The 15,770-nt window shown below is 69.6% G+C and carries 8 protein-coding genes; 2 read left to right on the forward strand and 6 right to left on the reverse strand.

The features are described 5' to 3' along the window. Positions 1–133: 133 nt before the first annotated feature. The 3 genes from AL072_RS28830 to AL072_RS28840 all read right to left on the reverse strand — a co-directional run bounded on the left by AL072_RS28830 (position 134) and on the right by AL072_RS28840 (position 6,824). Positions 134–3,643, reverse strand: coding sequence for a hybrid sensor histidine kinase/response regulator (locus tag AL072_RS28830; RefSeq protein ID WP_045584947.1), 3,510 nt, complete (start codon positions 3,641–3,643; stop codon positions 134–136). A 138-nt stretch (positions 3,644–3,781) separates the two neighbouring features. Next, a complete protein-coding gene (locus AL072_RS28835; RefSeq protein ID WP_045584948.1) occupies positions 3,782–5,500 on the reverse strand; it encodes an MFS transporter in 1,719 nt (572 codons plus the stop codon). Between the two features lie 226 nt (positions 5,501–5,726). Continuing rightward, positions 5,727–6,824 carry a transporter substrate-binding domain-containing protein gene (locus tag AL072_RS28840; protein ID WP_245637073.1) on the reverse strand — a complete coding sequence of 366 codons (1,098 nt, stop codon included), beginning with the start codon at positions 6,822–6,824 and terminating at the stop codon, positions 5,727–5,729. A gap of 110 nt (positions 6,825–6,934) precedes the next feature. Here AL072_RS28840 and AL072_RS28845 point away from each other — a divergent pair, with 110 nt between their 5' ends. Further along, on the forward strand, positions 6,935–10,438 hold the full coding sequence (locus AL072_RS28845) for a PAS domain-containing hybrid sensor histidine kinase/response regulator (protein ID WP_045584950.1): 3,504 nt from the start codon (positions 6,935–6,937) through the stop codon (positions 10,436–10,438). 28 nt (positions 10,439–10,466) lie between these two features. Here AL072_RS28845 and AL072_RS28850 read toward each other — a convergent pair whose 3' ends face one another. Both AL072_RS28850 and AL072_RS28855 read right to left on the reverse strand, forming a co-directional pair. Continuing rightward, positions 10,467–11,147, reverse strand: a complete 681-nt coding sequence (locus AL072_RS28850) for a bifunctional 4-hydroxy-2-oxoglutarate aldolase/2-dehydro-3-deoxy-phosphogluconate aldolase (RefSeq protein ID WP_045584951.1) — start codon at positions 11,145–11,147, stop codon at positions 10,467–10,469. After that, positions 11,147–12,067 (reverse strand): MurR/RpiR family transcriptional regulator, encoded by a 921-nt coding sequence (locus tag AL072_RS28855; protein WP_045584952.1) that lies wholly within the window; start codon positions 12,065–12,067, stop codon positions 11,147–11,149. Before AL072_RS28855 ends, AL072_RS28850 begins: the two co-directional genes overlap by 1 nt. A gap of 215 nt (positions 12,068–12,282) precedes the next feature. On the opposite strand from AL072_RS28855, the gene AL072_RS28860 reads away from it, so the two are divergent. Beyond that, positions 12,283–13,125, forward strand: a complete 843-nt coding sequence (locus AL072_RS28860; protein ID WP_045584953.1) for a fumarylacetoacetate hydrolase family protein — start codon at positions 12,283–12,285, stop codon at positions 13,123–13,125. A gap of 73 nt (positions 13,126–13,198) precedes the next feature. Here AL072_RS28860 and AL072_RS28865 read toward each other — a convergent pair whose 3' ends face one another. Next, on the reverse strand, positions 13,199–15,400 hold the full coding sequence (locus tag AL072_RS28865) for a methyl-accepting chemotaxis protein (RefSeq protein ID WP_245637074.1): 2,202 nt from the start codon (positions 15,398–15,400) through the stop codon (positions 13,199–13,201). Positions 15,401–15,770: the final 370 nt, after the last annotated feature.

Consider the following 15,770-nt stretch of genomic DNA (forward strand, 5'->3'; position numbering starts at 1 on the left):
TGCCTCGCCCCATACCCATCCGGTAGCATAGCCAGTTATAAACATAGCATAGCCTGTGGTTGGAATGAAGGTCATGCGCCGATAATGGATTTTGCGAGATCTTTGTTCCCTAAGTTTCAGAGCAATTTCCGTCTCACCCCACCAGCCGCTGCCCCTCCGCCAGTAACTGCCCAAGCAGCGCCCTGAGCGCCCCCGGCCGCACCGGCTTGTAGAGCAGCCGGCAACCCGCCGCCTCGATGTCCTCGCGCACCGAGGCGTCGCGGTCGGCGGTGACCACGGCGGCGGGGATGTCGCCGCCCAGCGTCTCGCGCAGCCCCCGCAACGCCTCCACCCCGGTCAGGCTGCGGTCGAGATGGTAGTCGGTCAGGATCACGTCCGGCCTGCGCCCCTCCAGCTTGGCCAGCGCCAGATCGGGGACGGCGGCGGTGACGACGCCACAGGACCAGCTCGACAGCAGATCCTCGGTCGCGCGGGCGATGGCGGGTTCGTTCTCCAGGCAGAGCACCAGCACCCCGCGCAGGTCGCGGCCGCGCGGGCGCGCCACCACGGCGCGGGCGGCGACCGGCTCGTCGGTCAGCGGCACCAGCACCGAGAAGGCGCTGCCGAGCCCGACCCTGGAGCGGACCTGCACCGTATGGTCGAGGATACCGGCCAGCCGCTCGACGATGGCGAGGCCGAGCCCGAGCCCCTTGCCACGGTCGTCGGCGTCGTTGTCGAGCTGGCGGAACTCCATGAAGATCTCCGGCACCTTGTGCTCGGGGATGCCGGGGCCGGTGTCCCACACCTCGATCGACAGGACGCCGCCGCGCCGCCGGCAACCGAGCAGGATGCGGCCGGTGCGGGTGTAGCGCACCGCATTGGCGAGATAATTCTGCAGGATGCGGCGCAACAGCGTCGGGTCGCTGCGCACGATGGCCGAACATTCCACCACGCGCAGGGCCAGCCCGTGGCGGCTCGCCAGCACGGTGAACTCCTCGCCCAGCGGCTTCAGCAGCTCGTCGATACGCATCGGCACCGGGTTCGGCTTCACCACGCCGCTGTCGATCTTGGAGACGTCCAGCAGGTCGCCCAGGATCTGCTCCACCGACCGCAGCGAGGCATCGATCTGGCTGATGGCGCTGTCGCCGTTGCGCTCCGACAGGGCCGACAGGAACAGGCGGGCGGCGTGCAGCGGCTGCAGCAGGTCGTGGCTGGCTGCGGCGAGGAAGCGGGTCTTGCCGCGGTTGGCGCGCTCGGCCTCCGCCTTGGCTTCCGACAGGTCGTGGGTGCGCTCGGCGATGCGGCGTTCCAGCGTCTCGTTGGCTTCGCGCAGGGCGGCGGCGGCGCGGTGGCGTTCGGTGACGTCGGTGTAGACCGCGACGAAGCCGCCGCCCCCCGGCTTTGGCCCCCCCGGTTTTGGGCCAGGCATCGGGTTGGTGGCGATCTCCAGCACCGTGCCGTCGGGCCGCACCCGCTCGTAGACGTCGGGCCGGTTGCGGCGGCGCGGGTCGGAGCGGCGGGCGAGCAGCGTCTCGACCTCGCCGTTGCGGCCATACTCGCCGCGGCGGTCGATCAGCCCGACGATCTCCTCCAGCGAGGTGCCGACCTGGACGAAGCCGTCGGGCAGGTCGAGCAGGACCAGGAACTGGTTGTTCCAGGTGGCGACGCGCCACTCCTCGTCGAACACGGCGATGCCCTGGGGGACGTTCTCCACGGTGGCGCGCAGCAGTTCATGCTGCTTCAGGATGGCGCGCGACGCCTCGTCGATGATCGAGCGTGCGTCGGTGCGCGACAGCCGGCGGTCGGACAGCAGCCCGGCCACCACCACGCGGGCCGATGCCGAGCCGACGGCGCCGGCCAGCAGCCGCTCGGTCAGCTGGATCGCCTCGCCGTCGGTGCGCGTCAGCAGGGCGGTGGGCAGGTCGCCGTCCTCCACCCCGGTAAAGCGGCAGAAGGCGGCATCGGCCCGCGCCTGTCCGACATAGCGCACCGCCAGATCATGCAGGTCGGCCAGCGTGGCGCCGCGCGGCCCGTGCGCCTCGCCATCGGTCGCACGGCGCAGGCTCATGAAGCGCGCGGCCTGCTGGCGCTCAAGCGTCGACGGACGGGTCAGCAGCGACACCAGCACGAACAGCAGCAGGTTCGGCCCCAGGCTCCACAGCGCGGCATTGGTCAGCGGGTCGATGCCGGCGATGCCGGCCAGCGCCACCGGACTGAGGCCGGTCAGGCCGAAGGGGCCCTCGCGCAGCGCGCTCGACGCCAGCCAGCCGGCATCGGCGAAGGACGGCAGCAGCATGGTGTAGGCCCAGCCGAGGAAGCCGGCGCAGATGCCGGCGAAGGCGCCGCTGCGGCTGGCCCGGCTCCACACCAGCCCGCCGAGCAGGGCCGGGGCGAACTGCGCCACCGCGGTGAAGCTCATCATGCCGATGGTCGCCAGCGGAAAGGCCGGGCCGATCAGCCGGTAGCAGCCATAGGACAGCAGCACCAGCACGATCACCGCCGAGCGGCGCACCAGCAGCAGGATGCCGGCCGGATCGTCGCGCAGGCGGCGGTTGTCTGGGCGCAGCGCCATCAGCAGCGGGACGGCGATGTCGTTGCAGATCATGGTGCTGAGCGCCACCATCTCCACCAGGATCATGCTGGTGGCGGCCGACAGCCCGCCGATGAAGGCGGCCAGCGCCAGCCACGGCCAGCCCTGGCTGAGGGGGATCGAGACCATGAAGGTGTCGGCGTTGGTGGTGCCGTCCGGGAACAGCATCAGCCCGGCCAGCGCCACCGGCAGCACGAACAGGTTGATGGCGACCAGATAGGCCGGGAACAGCTTGGCCGACGAGCGCACGTCGCCGCCATGGGTATTCTCGACCACCGCGACGTGGAACTGGCGCGGCAGGCACAGGATCGCCAGCGCCGACAACAGGCAGGCGACCCACCAGTCGGCGCCGATGCTGTCGAGCCGGATCATCTCCAGGAATTCCGGATGGCTGATGGCCGCCTCGACGAAGGCCGCCGGGTTGCCGAACATGGAGAAGGCGATGGCCCCACCCACCCCCAGCGCCGCGGCCAGCTTCACCACCGATTCCGCGGCGATGGCCATCATCAGGCCGCGATGGTGCTCGTTGGCCGACACGCTGCGCACGCCGAACAGGATGGCGAAGGCCGCCATCAGCAGCGCCGCCATCAGCGCGGTGCCGCCCGGCATCTGGTTGACGTCACTCCCCAGCGCGGCGCCGGCCAGGATCTCGAAGCTGACGCTGATCGCCTTCAATTGCAGCGCGATGTAGGGCAGCAGCCCGATCACCGCGGCGATGGTGACCAGCGCCGCCAGGCTGCGGCTCTTGCCGTAGCGGGCCGACAGGAAGTCGGAGATCGAGACGACGTTCTCGGACTTGGCGACGCGGACGATGCGGGCCAGCACCGGCCAGCCCAGCCCGATCATCAGGATCGGGCCGATATAGATCGGCAGGAAATAGAATCCCCCGGTCGCCGCCCGCCCGACCGCGCCGTAGAAGGTCCAGGAGGTGCAGTAGACCCCGAAGCTGAGCGCATAGAGCCAGGGGGTGCGCCGCTCGCCGCCATGGGTGCCGGTGCGGTCGCCGTACCAGGCGATGGCGAACAGCGACAGCAGATAGGCCAGCGACACGGCCAGGATGAACCAGCTTTCCATGGGGCTTTTCGCATCCCGTTCTTGGACTTCTTCTCCCTATGGCGGTGGAGGTTATCACAAGATTGCGCGGACGGGCGGAGGGAAACCCCTCCGCCCGTCCGCTCATTCAGGACTGCGACCTCAGGATTTCAGCCGGTCTCAATCATGTTCGTAGATGTCCACATCCTTGGTCTCGCGGACGAACAGCATGCCGATCACCAGGGTCGCGGCGGCGATGATGATCGGGTACCAGAGGCCGGAATAGATGTCGCCGGTCGCCGCCACGATGGCGAAGGAGGTGGTCGGCAGGAAACCGCCGAACCAGCCGTTGCCGATGTGGTAAGGCAGCGACATCGAGGTGTAGCGGATGCGGGTCGGGAACATCTCGACCAGCATGGCGGCGATCGGGCCGTAGACCATGGTCACATAGAGCACCAGCACCGTCAGCAGGGCGATGACCATCACCGTGTCGATGCGGGCCGGGTCGGCCTTGGCCGGATAGTTGGCCGCCTTCAGCGCGTCGCCCAGCCCCTTGTCGAAGGCCGCGCCGGCGCTCTTGGCGTCGGTCGGGGTGGCAGGCGCGGTGGCCGGGGCATGGCCGAGCGACACGGTGGCGGTCACCTGCGGCGCGGCCGAATAGCCGGCGATCACCGTGCTGCCGACCTTGATCGAGGCGACGGTGCCGGCGGGGGCCGCTTCGTTGGTGTAGGGGATGCCGCGCTTCACCAGCGCGCCCTTGGCGATGTCGCAGGAGCTGGTGAACTGGCTGGTGCCGACCGGGTTGAACTGGAACGAGCACTCGTTGGGATCGGCGATCACGACCACCGGAGAGGTGGCGATGGCCTCCTCGAGCGCCGGGTTGGCGTAGTGGGTGATGCCCTTGAACAGCGGAAAATAGGTCAGGCAGGCCAGCAGCAGACCGGCCATGATGATCGGCTTGCGGCCGATGCGGTCGGCCAGCGTGCCGAAGAGCACGAAGAAGGGCGTGCCGATCAGCAGGGCCGCCGCGATCATCAGGTTCGCCGCCTGGGCGTCGACCTTCAGCGTCTGGGTCAGGAAGAACAGGGCGTAGAACTGGCCGGTGTACCAGACCACCGCCTGGCCGGCGACGAGGCCGAACAGGGCGAGCAGGACGATCTTCAGGTTCTTCCACTGGCCGAAGGACTCGGTCAGCGGCGCCTTGGAGTGCTTGCCCTCCTCCTTCATCTTCTTGAAGGCGGGCGATTCGTTCAGCATCAGGCGGATCCACACCGAGATGCCGAGCAGCACGATGGAGATCAGGAAGGGAATGCGCCAGCCCCAGGCGTTGAAATCCTCCGCCGACATCGAGACGCGGCAGCCCAGGATGATCAGCAGCGACAGGAACAGGCCGAGCGTCGCCGTGGTCTGGATCCAGGAGGTGTAGTTGCCGCGGCGGCCGTGCGGCGCATGCTCGGCAACATAGGTGGCGGCGCCGCCATACTCGCCACCCAGCGCCAGGCCCTGGAGCAGGCGGAGGACGATCAGGATGATCGGGGCGGCGATGCCGATCGAGGCGTAGTTGGGCAGGATGCCGACGATGAAGGTCGACAGGCCCATGATCAGGATGGTGACCAGGAAGGTGTATTTGCGGCCGATCATGTCGCCGAGGCGACCGAAGACCAGGGCGCCGAAGGGCCGGACGGCGAAGCCGGCGGCAAACGCCATCAGCGCGAAGATGAAGGCCGCCGTCGGGTTCACGCCCGAGAAGAACTGTGCGGCGATGACGGCGCTGAGCGAGCCGTACAGGTAGAAGTCGTACCACTCGAAAACGGTTCCGAGCGAGGACGCGAAGATGACCTTCTTCTCCTCGCCCGTCATCGGTCGGACGGCATCAGCCGTCGAAGCCGCATAGGCCATTGTCTTCACCCTCCCAAGTGAATAGTCCGGTCGTATGGTTGGTTTTTAGTGAGCGGCGCATTGCAGCCGCAGGGACTGATGACTGAGCGCCGATCTTGGTTTTCAGGCTGATAGTGTGGTGTACAAACCATCGGCGTCACCCCCGACCATGGTCGGGGGTATCAGGGGCTGCGATGCTGCGCTACCTTGATCATTCTGGTAGGTGCCAACCCACCACCCGGCTTCCCTACTGGAACACCGGGGCGTAGAGCAACCCGCCCTGGGTCCAGGGCCGGTTCGGCCCGCGCTCCAGCTTGAAGGGGGAATGGGCTCCCAGGTTGCGCTCGAAGATCTCACCGTAGTTTCCGACCTGCACGATCGCCTGATAGGCCCAGTCGGGCCGCAGCCCGGCCTTGACCGCCACCTGCGGCAGACCGGACAGCAGCCGGCGCATCTCGCTGCTGCCGGTGATGCGCTGGAAATTGGCGTTGGCCCCGGTGACGCCGGCATCGTCGGCCAGGAACAGCGCGTACATCGTCCAGCGCACCGCCGCCATCCACATCCGGTCGGCATTCGGCGTCAGCGGCGTGATCGGCTCGCGCGAGGGCAGGGACGAGAGCTCGGGCGAAGAGCTTGCGGAGGCCAGGGGCGCGTCGGCGATCTCCATCGACCCGCGCGGCTGCTCCAGCACATGCAGCGCGGTGGTCAGCGGCGCCCGGTCGGCGCTGAGCGCCGCGCAGTCGCGGCTGAGGAAGGCTTCCAGCGCGTCGGGCCAGCCGGGATAGAGGCGCAGTTTCCATGGCCGGTCGCCGCGGGCCAGCAGCGCCTCCAGTTCGGCCTGGGTCGTGGTGCCGACCGGCACGCAGATCGTCAGCTCGCCGCTCTCCAGCGCCGACCGGCCGTCGGGCAGCCGCCATGCGGCGATCCCCTGCACGTCGTGGAAGACAGGCGGGCCGAAATCGACGGCATAGGTGGCGTCGCGCGTCAGCGTCCACGAGGTCTGGGCAAAGGAAACGTCGACATCTCCGGCGGCGACGGCGGCGAACTCCTGCGGTTTCGACAGGCGGCGGATCTCGATGGCGTCGGCCTTGCCCAGCACCGCGGCGGCCAGCGCGCGGCACAGATCGACCATGAATCCGACCGGCCGTCCGTTGTCGTCGTTGGCGGCGAATCCGGGATTGAAGGACACCCCGCAGCGCACGACCCCGCGCCGCTCGATCTCGGCCAGCACCGGGCGCTCGCCGACCGGGGGCGGGGATGCGCCCTGCTGGGCCGCGGCGGTCCCGGCAAGAGCCAGCAGCAGGCCCAGAAACAGACCCGGCAGCAGGCCCGGCGCGGCGATCACGGGCTTTCTCCCCATCCTTCTCCCCTTATCCGACGGCGCCGCTATGATACGCTCGCCGCGGTGCCGCGCAAACGATCGGGGTGCCGGGTCCTGAACATGCGGGAACGGGAATGGCGGCAGACGGCAAAACGGGCGTGGTACGGATCGGCGTCGGCGCGCGGCTGTTCGGCGCGCTCGCCTTCAACGGGTTGGTCGCCTTCCTGATCGGGCTCGGCGCCTACATCGCCTTCGACGGGCTGCATGCCGGCATCACCAAGGTCACGTCGGAACAGTTCCCCGCGGTCGTCGCCTCCGCCAAGCTGGAGCGCCAGCACCAGCGGATCATGCGGACCCTGGAACAATTGGCCATGTCAGACGACAATTTCGGCCGCGAAACGATCAGTCAGGGGCTGTCCGACCAGCTCAACGGCTATGACAGGCTGCTGGCGGAGATGGAGCCGTCCGCCGGCCGGCAGGCGCAGCGCATCGCCAACCTGAAACAGCAGCGCGACGAGATCCTGCGGCTGCGCGACGCCATCGACCGCGGCGTGACCGCCCGCATCGCCGCCCGCCGCGCCCTGGCGGAGCGCGGCCGCGACGTGCGGCGGATGGCCGACGCCCTGGCCGAACCCGGCCTGCGCGGGGTGGAGGATGTGGCTGTACAGCGCTGGCTGGCGATGGCGGAGCGGCTGCTGTTCCTGATCGCCTCGGTCCACCAGACGGAAAACAGCTTCGCCCTGGCCCGGCTGGCCGACAGCGCGGCGGCGCAGCTGGCGGCGCTGGCAGGCACGCTGCCGGCCGATGCTTCGGCCAATGTGGCGGACGGGGTGGCTGGGCGGCTGGCCCGGCTGGCCGGCGGCATGCGCGCGGTGGTGGAGGGCGAGCGGTCGGTCTTCCGCCAGCGCCAGGCCGAATTGCAGGCGTCCGAAGCGCTGAACGGGCTGGTCGACCGCGCCAATCAGGTGTCGCTGGTCAACACCGGCCTGAACACCGGCATCTTCGTCGAGCAGACCAAGGCGGCGGAGGAAAGCCGCCAGCAGGTGATCGAGGTGTCCACCACCTACAGCCGCCTGTTCTTCGCCTCGGTCGGGGTGGTGGTGCTGGGGATGGTGCTGTCGGTGCTGTATGTCCGACGCAAGGTGCTGGCACGACTGTGGGCGGTCAGCGAGGCGATCCGCGACCGCACCGGCGGCGGCAAGGCCGAGGTGCCGGTGACCGGCGCCGACGAGATCGGCGAGCTGGCCCGTGCGCTGCGCTTCTACATCCAGGAGACCGAGGACAAGAGCGAGGCGCTGAGCCGCAAGGAGCAGTGGCTGCGCACGGTGCTGGAGGCGGCGCCGGTGCCGCTGGTGATCTCCGGCCGGGCCGACGGACAGATCCGCTTCGTCAACCGCCGCGCCGCCGACCTGTTCGAGGTGGCCGACGCCGCCGACCTGCTGGGCCGTCCGGCCGCCAGCGTCTGGTACGCCCCGGCGGTGCGCGAGGAGTTCGTCCGCGACGTGTTCGGCAGCGGCCTCGCGCTCGACGTCGAGACCGAACTGGTGACCGAATCCGGCCGCCGCCTGTGGGGCCTGCTGTCCGGCATCGCCTTCGAGTTCCAGGGCGAGGAGGTGCTGCTGAGTTCCATCGTCGACATCACCCGCCGCCGCGAGGCGGAGGAGCTGCTGCGGCGGACCCAGGCGTTCCTGGACGCGGTGATCGACAATGTGCCGAGCGTGCTCTACGTGCTGGAGGGCGACAGCGGCCGGGTCGTGCTGTGGAACCGGGCGGCGGAAGACCGGTTCGGCACCCGCCGCGCCGACATCGAGGGCCGCACCCTGGCCGAGGTGCTGGGGCCGGAAACCGGGCGGGCGCTGGCCGGCGGCGATCCCGGCGCCATGCGCTCGCTCGGGGTGGAGGAGCTGGTGCTGGGCCGCAACGGCGAAACCGCGGTGTTCGCCCTGCAGCGCCATCCCTTCGAATGGTCGGGCGACGGCCGGTGCCGCATCATCTGCGTCGCCAACGACGTCACCGCCTCGCGCCGGGCGCGCGAGGAGCTGCGGCAGGCCAAGGACCGGGCCGAGCGGGCCGACGCCGCCAAGACCGAGTTCCTCGCCACCGTCAGCCACGAGATGCGCACGCCGCTGAACGGCATCCTCGGCCTGTGCCGGCTGTTGCTGACCGGACAGCTCCATGCCGGTGAGCGGCGCTACGCCCTGTCGATCATGCGCTGCGGCCATGGGCTGCTCGATCAGGTCAACGACATCCTGGACCTGCGCAAGATCGAGGACGGCAAGCTCGACCTCGACCCCGCGCCCTGCGCCCTGCTGCCGGTGCTGGAAGAGGTCGTTGCGACAGTGGAAGGATTGGCGAACGAGAAGGGCATCGACCTCGATCTCGACATCTCGCCCGACGTGCCCGACCTTGTGGTGATCGACCGCCAGCGGCTGCGTCAGATCCTGGTCAACCTCGTCGGCAACGCGGTGAAGTTCACAGAACGCGGCGGGGTCGACCTGCGCGTCGATATCGATCCGGCATCGGAACGTTCCGGAACCGGTGAGATGATGCGCCTGGCGGTGCGCGACACCGGCATCGGCGTGCCGCCCGAACGCCGGGCCGCCATCTTCGAGAAGCTGGAGCAGGCCGATCCCACCATCGCCCGCCGCTTCGGCGGCAGCGGGCTGGGGCTGGCCATCGTCCGCCACCTGCTGGACGCCATGCAGGGCAGCATCCGCGTCGACAGCGCGGTCGGGCTGGGCAGCGTCTTCACCGTCACCATCCCCCTGCTGCGGGTGGAGGAACCGGCCCTGCCGGCCCGGCCCGGCCGACTGCTGCCGATCAGCCTCGTGCGGTCGCTGGCGCTGCTGCTGGTGGAGGACGACGCGATCAACCGCGAGGTGGCGCTCGGCCTGCTGTCCGACGCCGGCCACCGCATCACGGTGGCGGAAACCGGGGAGAAGGCGCTGGAACTGGCGGCCCGGCGGCGGTTCGACGCCGTGCTGCTGGACATCCGCCTGCCCGACATCGACGGGCCGGAGGTGGCGCGGCGTATCCGGGCGCTGCCCGACGACGACCGCGCCGCGGTGCCAATCGTCGCGGTGACCGCCAACGTCTTCGCCGCTGACCGGGCCCGCTATCTCGCCGCCGGCATCGATGCGGTGATCGAGAAGCCGATCTTCCCGGAGCGGCTGATGCATCTGCTCTCCAACGCCGTCGCGGCGCGGCGGGCCGGTGAAGGCGATGGCGATGATGCCGATCACGGGTCGGATGAGGAGGACGGCGGCATCCCCGTCCGGCCCCCGGTTGTCGAGGACGATGTGAACGCTGCGATCCTGGAACGATACATCCGCTCCCTCGGTCCGGCCCGCTTCGCCACCATCCGCGGATTGCTGATGGAGTCGGCCGGCGAGGGACTGCCGCGGCTGGGCGCCGCCGACATCCCCGACGACGAGATCGAGGACATCGCCCACCGGCTGGCCGGCGCCGCCAGCCATTTCGGCCTGACAAGCTTCGTCGGGCTGATGCGCGCGGTCGAGGACGGCATGCGGGAAGGCCGGCGAATCGAGGCGCAGGACCTGGCCGCCACCGCCGCGGCCGTGTTCGACCGCGGCGTCGCCGCGATGGATGCGATGCAGGGAAGTCTGGTGGGGGTGTAGGGCACCCCCGCCTTCAGGCCGCCGCCTCTCAGGCCGCCTTTGCCGCGCGGTAGGCTTCGAGAAGCTGGCGACCGGCGGCCAGGATGGCCTCGCGGTCGCCCTTCTTGACCAGCCCCTCGTCGACCAGCTTGCCGCCGGCCCCGACGCAGGCCACGCCGGCCGCGACGTAGGACGCGACGGTGGTGGCGTCGATGCCGCCGGTGGGGACGATGCGGACGCCGGGGAACACCGACTTCAGCGCCTTGATGTGCGCCGGGCCGACGGTGGAGGCCGGGAAGATCTTGACGGCATCGGCACCGGCGGAAATGGCGGCATGCACCTCGGTCGGGGTCAGGGCGCCCATCAGGCAGGCGACGCCATGGTCGCGGCAGGCGGCGGCCACCTTGGGCAGGACGCAGGGCGACACGACGTAGCGGGCGCCGGCCTTCACCACCTCGGCGACGGCGGCCGGGGTCAGAACGGTGCCGGCGCCGATCAGGGCGTCGCCCTCCGCCGACAGTTCCTCGATCAGGCCGACGGCGCCCGGGGTGGTCATGGTGATTTCGAAGGTGCCGTAGCCGGCCTCGCGCAGCCAGCCGACCGCGGTGCGGGCCAGCTCGGCCGAGCTGTTGCGGATGACCGGGACGACGCCGTAGGCGACGAGCTGGTCGATGACTTCGGCCGGGGTCAAGGCGGCGGGGGATTGGGCCGGGGATTGGGTGGTGGACATCAGGATTCCTCGGGACTCTTCGTGGGGGATGGAGAGGGGGACGGCGTGCCGGTCCGGTCCGGCACGCGATGATGACCGGCCAGCACCGCCTTGATGCGGGCCAGCCGACGGTCGAGGCCGGGCGGCGCCTGCAGCCCGACCGCGACGGTCAGGGCGTCGATCAGCGCGAGCTGGGCGAGGCGCGAGGCCATCGGGGTGTGGACCGCGGTGTCCTCGTCGACATCGACGGTCAGGCGGATGTCGGCGCGTTCGGCCAAGGGGGTCGCCGACGCGGTGATGGCGATCACCGTCGCCCCGCCGTCGCGGGCGATGGCGGCGACGTCGAAGATCTCGTCGCTGGTCCCGGTCTTGGAGATCGCAAGCAGCGCGTCGCCGGGACCGAGCGTCGCCGCCGCCATCGCCTGGAGATGGGCGTCGGTGGAGGCGGTGACCTGCGGCAGCAGGCGGAACAGCTTGTGATGGGCGTCCAGCGCCACGGTGCCCGACGCGCCGACGCCGACGATCTGCACCCGCCGCGCCTGCGCCATCACGCGGGCGGCGCGTTCCAGCGCCACGGTGTCGAGCCGGCCGCGCAGGCGGACCAGCGCGTCGATTGCACGGTTCAGCACCTTTTCCGCGGCGCCGGCGACACTGTCGCCGGGCGACAGGTCGCGCACCAGCGGTGTCGGCCGCTCGCCGGCCTCCTCGCGCGCGGCCGATGCCGCCAGATGCCCGGCCAGCGCGATCTTGAATTCCTGGAAGCCGCCATAGCCGGCGGAACGGCAGAAGCGCAGGACCGACGGCTCGCTCACCCCGGCCTTGCCCGCCAGCTGCGCCAGGCTGTCGCGCACCGCCGACTCGGGGTCGGCCAGAACGGAGCGCGCCACGGCGGCTTCCGCCCGGCGCAGCCGGTCAAGGGAGGAGGCGATGGTGTCCAGCATGGAAGGGCCAGCATGTGCCAGTGGGGGGACCGGATCGGGTGCCATCGATGAGGATGGCGGGCAGGACCGGAGCCTGAATGTAGTTTTACTACATCATCCCAGCCTTGTCGACCAAACTTTGGAGCAACGCTACAATTCGTTCGTTGACCCCTTTACTTTCCGGGCCAGCCGGGCAGGATCGGCGGACACGTACCGCTCATCGGGGATTGGTTTTCATGAAACTGCTGCGCTTTGGCCCGCCGGGCCTGGAAAAGCCGGGCCTGCTCGACGCCCAGGGCCGCATCCGCGACCTGTCCGCCCATGTCGACGACATCGCCGGGGCGACGTTGCTGCCGGACGGGCTGGATGGTCTGCGAGCCATCGATCCGGAAAGCCTGCCGCTGGTTCCGGGCGAGCCGCGCCTCGGCGCTTGCGTCGGCCGGATCGGCAAGATGGTCTGCATCGGCCTGAACTTCTCCGACCATGCGGCGGAAACCGGGATGGCGGTGCCGCCGGAGCCGATCATCTTCATGAAGGCGACCAGCGCCATCGTCGGGCCGAACGATCCGATCGAACTGCCGCGCGGCTCGGAAAAAACCGACTGGGAGGTCGAGCTGGCCTTCGTCATCGGCAAGACCGCCAAATACGTCTCCGAAGACGATGCGATGGACCATGTCGCCGGCTATTGCATCGTCAACGACGTGTCCGAACGCTCCTTCCAGATCGAGCGCCAGGGCCAATGGACCAAGGGCAAGAGCTGCGACAGCTTCGGCCCGACCGGCCCCTGGCTGGTGACCCGCGACGAGATCGAGGATCCGCAGGCCCTCAAGATGTGGCTGGACGTCAACGGCCACCGCCAGCAGGACGGCAGCAGCGCCACCATGGTCTATGGCGTGCGCTATCTGGTGTCCTACCTGTCGCGCTTCATGACACTGCATCCGGGCGACATCGTGTCCACCGGCACGCCGCCCGGCGTCGGCATGGGCAAGAAGCCGCAGGTCTTCCTGAAGGCCGGCGACGTGGTGGAGCTGGGCATCGAGGGCCTGGGCAGCCAGCGCCAGAGCGTGGTCCAGGGCTGAACTCCGGCCATCAAAAAGGAAAAGGGCGCCTCCACCGTCGTGGAGGCGCCCTTTTGCCTGTGACCGGCCCCCGTCAGGCCGACCGCACCTGGATCAGGAAGCGGTCGATCTGCTGCTGAAGCTGGCCGGTCTGGTTGGAAACCTCCTGGGCGACCGACAGCACCTCCTGCGCCGACTGGCCGGTCTGGCCGGCGGCGGTGCGGACCTGTCCGATGTCCTGCGAGGCCTGGGCGGTGCCGCCCGCCGCCTGCTGGACGTTGCGGGCGATCTCCGACGTGGCGGCACCCTGCTGCTCGACCGCGGCGGCGATGCTGGCGGCGATGTCGTTCAGCCGGCCGATGGTCTGGCCGATGCCGCGGATGGCGCCGACCGCCTCGTTGGTGGCGGACTGCATGGCGCCGATCTGGCCGGCGATCTGGTCGGTGGCCTTGGCCGTCTGGCTGGCCAGCTGCTTGACCTCGCTGGCGACGACGGCGAAGCCCTTGCCGGCCTCGCCCGCCCGCGCCGCCTCGATGGTGGCGTTCAGCGCCAAGAGGTTGGTCTGCCCGGCGATGTCGGAGATCAGGTCGAGCACCGCGCCGATGCGGCTGGCGGCCTCGTTCAGCTCGCGCATCGTGCTGTCGGTGCGCTCGGCCTCGCCGGCGGCCTTGGCGGCGATGGTCGCCGATTCGGTCACCTGCCGGGCGATCTCGCCGATCGACTGCGACAGCTCGTGTGCGGCCGACGCGGCACCGTCGACATTCACCGACGCGATCTCCGCCGCCTGGGCGGCGCTGCCGGCCTGACGGGAGGTGTCGTCGGCGGTCGCCACCATGCCGGCGGCGGTGTGGTGCATCTGTGTGGCGGCGGCGGACACCGTCTCGACCACCGTCTTGACGCCGCTCTCGAACTGGTCGGCCAGCGACAGCATGGTCTGGCGGCGTTCCCCGGCGGCCCGGCGGCGTTCGTTCTCCGCCTCGGTGCGGGCGATCTCCACCTCGCGCGCGGTGTCGCGGAACACACGCAGGGCGGCGCCCATCTCCGCGATCTCGTCACGGCCGTCCAGGGTGATGTCGGCGTCGAGGTCGCCGGCGGCGATGCGGCCCATGCCGGCCTTCAGGTCCAGCATCCGGCGGATCACGATGCGGCCGATATAGAGCCAGACCACCAGGATCGACACCAGCACACTGACCAGGGAGACGGCGATCTGGGTCAGGCGGCTGTTCTCCAGCATACGGGCGGTGGCGCCGCTCGCCTCGGCGATGCCGCGTTTCTGGCCGTCGACCAGCGAGGCGATCCCGATCGACAGGGTGTTGGCCAGGGCCTGGTTGCTCTCCAGCAGCTGGGTGAAATAGCCCTCGATCGCCAGTTCCTTCTGGCGGATGGTGACCAGGGAGCGGTCGCCAGTGGCGAAGCCGGTCAGCAGGTCGGCCTGCTTGCCGGCGACGGCGGCCAGCCGCTCCGGCAGGGTCTGGGCGGCAGCGACGAGGCCGGCGAGCGAGACGCTGACACGGGTCTCGATGATGGCCAGCCGCTGCTCGTCCCGGGTGGTGGCTGCCTCCATCATCATGTTGCGGATGTTGGCCGCCTCGCTGACGACGATGGACAGCGGCTTCTTCTGGCCGTTGATGCGGGACAGGGTGGCGGCGGCCTCACGGACCGCGGCGGGAGCGGACTCCGCATCCTCCAGGGTGGTGCGCGCCTGTTCCTCCTCGTTGTTGAGGACGGAAAGCCACGGCGCGGAGAATTTCTGGATCTCCGATTCGGCGGCCATCACCTTGGGCAGCATCCCCTGGCGCTCCGCCGAGAGCGCGACCCGCTCCGCCGCCGCCTGGTCGAGCTGGACGAGGTTGCCGAGCAGCCCCTGCGAGGCCTCCTCGATGGCGGCGAGCTGTCCGCCGGCCGAGCCGGTGGCCCGCAGACGGGCCAGCCGCGCGTTGAACTCCTCCTTCGCCGAGGCGATGCCGCCAGACACCGCCTCCCGCTTGGCGGCGCTGTCGGCCGAGGTCAGCGCCGGGGCCAGCGCCACCAGCCGTTCGGCCTGCTGCGCCACGCCCATGCCTTCCGTCATCGCCGGCACGGCCTGGCCGACGATGGCGTCGATGGTGGTGCGGACGTTGGCATAGCCGCTCAGCGCCACGGCGGCGGCGACCAGCGTGCCGGACAGCACCACGCCGATGGCGATCATCAGCTTGCCGCGCAGGCCGGAATACCAGGCACCGCCCGTCTTCGAGGCTCCAGCCAGCGTCCCAGCCGGCGTCCCCTGGGCCATCATGATCCCGTCATCCTTCGACATCCCGTCTTCCCCCCTTGCGCCCTCCGGCGCAACACGCACTTGCAAGCAATGCGGCCAGCCGTTCCGGCTCTCGCCGCGCAAGCGATCATATCCGTCGTTGCGGTCACATCTTTCCCGACGGGGCGGCCGGTCAGTTCCGCAAAGCCGGCGGATGCCAGGATTTGAGAACAATTGTAAGCAATTGGACCACCCCATCGATATGATAACCGCAAAAATGGCTAAGAAAGAAATAAGGAGAATCCGCATGGCTCCTGTCTAACGACAGAATGCTTGCGCGGCTTCGAGGGATGGAAATCCTTCACGCAAGGCCGCCTCAGCGAATGGGCGCATTCTCTGTCGTGGCGCTCCCTTGAAGGTGGCGGAATTTCCC

Origin of the sequence: Azospirillum thiophilum (assembly GCF_001305595.1) — a bacterium.
Lineage (GTDB): Bacteria > Pseudomonadota > Alphaproteobacteria > Azospirillales > Azospirillaceae > Azospirillum > Azospirillum thiophilum.

Coding starts and splice junctions, on each gene's coding strand:
- AL072_RS28850 (WP_045584951.1), bottom strand. CDS start 11,147: ATGTCCACCACCCAATCCCCGGCCCAATCCCCCGCCGCCTTGACCCCG.
- AL072_RS28835 (WP_045584948.1), bottom strand. CDS start 5,500: ATGGCCTATGCGGCTTCGACGGCTGATGCCGTCCGACCGATGACGGGC.
- AL072_RS28860 (WP_045584953.1), top strand. CDS start 12,283: ATGAAACTGCTGCGCTTTGGCCCGCCGGGCCTGGAAAAGCCGGGCCTG.
- AL072_RS28845 (WP_045584950.1), top strand. CDS start 6,935: ATGGCGGCAGACGGCAAAACGGGCGTGGTACGGATCGGCGTCGGCGCG.
- AL072_RS28865 (WP_245637074.1), bottom strand. CDS start 15,400: ATGTCGAAGGATGACGGGATCATGATGGCCCAGGGGACGCCGGCTGGG.
- AL072_RS28855 (WP_045584952.1), bottom strand. CDS start 12,067: ATGCTGGACACCATCGCCTCCTCCCTTGACCGGCTGCGCCGGGCGGAA.
- AL072_RS28830 (WP_045584947.1), bottom strand. CDS start 3,643: ATGGAAAGCTGGTTCATCCTGGCCGTGTCGCTGGCCTATCTGCTGTCG.